The following is a 3,937-nucleotide window of genomic DNA, read 5'->3' as shown; positions in this document are numbered from 1 at the left end:
AAATAAAACCCATTTTCCTTTGAATTCTACTATAGAATGATGGTTATTGCTTTCGCCTTCTGCATCCATAATTACACCTTGATATTTCCAAGGTCCTACTGGCGATTTTGATGTATAATATGTTAGGATTCTATTATCTTCGGGCATAGTATAATAGTAAGTGTCTTTTCTTTTAAAAACCCATGGACCTTCTCTTTTTGGCTTGTAACCGCCCATATCCATCGATTGGATATCGCCTTTAACGTTAAGAAAATCATCGGTCAATTCTGCTACCAAATAATCGCCCCCGCCATTAAAATAAATATAGCCTTTTCCATCATCATCCACAAAAAGACAAGGATCATTCGCATAAGGTTTTGTCCAGAGTGGTTTGTCAATAGCATCTTTAAAAGGTCCTGTTGGCGAATCGCTTACTGCAATTCCAATTCCCATCCATTTGGTGCTTTTTTTAGGATTTGTACGGTCTTTAAAACCATTTCCTGCTGGAAAACAAAAATAATATTTGCCATTTTTATAAGCACAGTCCGGCGCCCAAGCAAAATTATCTGCCCATGAAAGATCATTTACAGATAAACAAGCACCATGATCTGTCCAGTTTACTAAATCACTGGACGAAAAAACATGCCAGTCTTTCATGAAAAAATCTTTCTGACATTCTTCATCGTGCGAAGTATATAGATACATTTTGCCGTCTTTCCAAACATGACCTGACGGATCAGCTGTTAGTATATTACTGCCAAAGTTAAGTGGGTTTTGGCAATAGCCATTAGCAAATAAAACCAGAAAAAATAGTATAAGTTGGGGATGAAAAGATTTGTTCATTAGATACGAATTTATTAGGAAGATCGAATTTATGAAAATATTTTAGTATAAGAAAAAGCAAACCTATATTTTCAATCTAATGCGTATTATCTATTGAAAATTGGCAGATGTTTTTATCAAAAGGACACCGTAGTTTTCAAACAGTTTTTTGTTTTAAAAGAGAAAATATTTTCCCAAAAAATATTTTTTCAAAACGCGAAAATTCTTCTTAAAATAATTAAATAAAAATATACATTTACTGTGATAAAATGAGGACTTTGATAGTTGCGACTTAAACTGTAAAAAATAATTATTTCTCTAATCTGTAACCCATTAACTCTAAATAAAAGTGAAAACAAAAGGATTAATTTTCGTGTTTTGTGTGTTTTTTTTGTTTCAAGGTTGTAGTAAAAAATCAGCCCCCGATTTTAATTCCGATTTTTCATTGTTTAAAGAGTATATAGTCAGTTTTACGGGAGGAATAGTCTCGGCGCAATCTGACATTCGTGTGGTTTTGGCTTTTGATAAAAATTGGAAAGCCAACGAGGTTTTAGACGACGATTTGTTTGATATCTCTCCAAATATCCATGGAAAAGTAGTGGCGCTTTCCAATAATACGATTGCTTTTATACCTGAAAAAAAGATGGAATCGGGAACCGAATATCAGGTGACTTTGCATTTGGATAAACTCAATCCAAAAGTTGCCGAAAAGCACAAAGAGCTTTCCGAATTTAATTTTACAGTCAAAACTATCAAGCAGGATTTTATTGTAAATACGCTCGATATTCAGTCCTACAGCAGAGAATATCAATACTTGAATTGTGAATTGAAGACAGCTGACAACATGGATTTTGAAACTGCTAAAAAATTAATTGAAGCTGAACATAATGGAAAAGATTTGAAAATTGTTTTCGAAAAATCTCCAGCTGTTGCCAAAGAATTTAAATTTAGAATCGACAGCATTCAGCGAATCGACACTGCAACCAATTTGGCTATTGAATACGATGGAACCGATTATGATATAGACCAAAAAGGGACTATAGATTTCCCAATTACATCTTTCAATGAATTCAAAATCATTAAAACGGAATTACAGGGAGAAGGTAATCAATCATTAATTATAAATTTTTCGGAACCATTAGAAAAAGGTCAGGATTTTAAAGGATTGGTTGCAATTCAAAACACCAATAGCTTGAAATTTGCTACTCAGGGAAATGTTTTAAAGGTGTATTTTAATAATGAAAAGCCTGTCGAAAAACCAGTTGTAGTAACTCCAGAAGTTGTAGAGGAAGAAGACAATACAGCAGTCGCTACTGATACAACAGCCGTTATTCAAGATACTGCTTCGGTTGCAGTTTCTAATGATATTGTTGAAGTTGTTGAGCCCGAGCCAGCAGTTTTTTCTCAAAAACTTACAGGAGAATTGCTATTAGAAGTTTTTCAGGGAATTGAAAGCGAATATCATAAAAAATTAGACGAAAAATACTCAGAGAAAATTTCATTTGATGAAATAAAACCTAATGTTCGTTTTCTCAAAAGCGGAACTATTTTGCCAAGTTCCAGTAATCTGAAACTTAATTTTGAAGCTGTAAATTTATCTGCGGTTGACGTAAAAGTTTATAAAATTTACAAAAACAATATTCTGCAATTTCTCCAAGATAATGAACTCAACGGTACCAGGAATTTAAAAAAAGTCGGTCAGCCAATTGCTAAATCAACACTGAATTTAAAAGAAAATAATTTAGTAAATCTTGGTAAATGGAACACTTTTGCTTTGGATTTGTCCAAAATTATCACCCCCGAACCAGGAGCGATTTACAGAGTCGAATTTGCTTACAAAAAAGCTTATTCATTATACAAATGCGAAGGTTCCAATACTGATGATAATGATAATGAAGAAGCGGAAGAAGTCGATGAAAATGATGTGAATTATAGCGACAATGCTTATGATGAGTATTATTATGACGATTACGAATGGAGAGAAAGTCAAGACCCTTGCTCGAATTCCTATTATTATAATGCCAAAATAGGTACTAATATTTTAGCTTCGGATGTTGGTGTAATAGCCAAAAGAGGAGAAAACAAATCCTATTTATTTGCGGTAAATAATATCATAACCACCGAACCAATTTCGAATGCAAGAGTGGATTTGTATAGTTTTCAGCAACAAAAACTGGCAACGGGAACGACAAGCAGTGAGGGAATTGCCAATTTTCAACTTGACAAATTTGCTTATTTCGCCATTGTTACTTACGGAACACAATCGACCTACGTTAAGCTAGATGATGGGACTTCATTATCAGTTAGTAATTTTAATGTTTCTGGAGAAACTTTGCAAAAAGGTCTTAAAGGATTCATTTACGGAGAGCGTGGTGTATGGAGACCTGGTGATAATTTGTATTTGTCTTTTATTTTGAATGATGCTTCCAATAAAATTCCATTAGGGCATCCAATAAAATTTAGATTAGCCGATCCTAACGGAAAAGTAACGTATCAAACTGTTCAAAAATCGAATGAATGGAATCATTATGCTTTTACTGTTCCAACCGAAATGGATGCACCAACAGGAAATTGGGAAGCAATGGTAAGTGTTGGTGGCGCTAAGTTTTATAAAAGCATCAAAATCGAAACCATAAAACCTAATCGTTTAAAAATTAAAAACACGTTCAATAGAACTCAGCTTTCGACCTCATACCCAAATACTTGCAATCTAGAGGTCGCTTGGCTTCACGGAGCCGTTGCCAAAAATTTGAATGTAGAAATGCAGGCTAAATTTTCACAACAAACAACAACTTTTAAGAATTATGAGAAGTATGTTTTTGATGATTTGGTTCGAAAATTTAATACGGAAGAAATTACGGTGTTTTCTGGAAAATTAGATGCCAATGGAAAGGCAAGTACACCCATAAATCCGAAAATTCAAGGAGAAGCGCCCGGAATGTTGAAAGCTTCATTCATTACAAAAGTGTATGAAGAAGGAGGCGATTTCAGTACTGATGTTATGGCTACGACTTATTCGCCTTACAATACCTATCTGGGAATAAAATCGCCGGAACTCAATAAATATGGGATGCTGGAAACCCGAAAAGTAAATCAGTTCGATATTGTTACGGTTGATGAAAACGGAAGACCAAAA

2 protein-coding genes are annotated in these 3,937 nt (G+C 34.1%); one reads left to right on the top strand and one right to left on the bottom strand.

The window, feature by feature from the left end; translation table 11 throughout:
* Positions 1-822: family 43 glycosylhydrolase (locus VLC96_RS16780; protein WP_325264770.1), on the bottom strand; the 822-nt coding region annotated here is incomplete at its 3' end.
* Between the two features lie 328 nt (positions 823-1,150).
* On the opposite strand from VLC96_RS16780, the gene VLC96_RS16775 reads away from it, so the two are divergent.
* The coding region (locus VLC96_RS16775) for an MG2 domain-containing protein (RefSeq protein WP_325264768.1) at positions 1,151-3,937 on the top strand (2,787 nt) is incomplete at its 3' end.

Origin of the sequence: Flavobacterium sp. (assembly GCF_035456085.1) — a bacterium.
GTDB lineage: Bacteria > Bacteroidota > Bacteroidia > Flavobacteriales > Flavobacteriaceae > Flavobacterium.
This window is presented reverse-complemented; position numbering and strand designations above follow the sequence as displayed.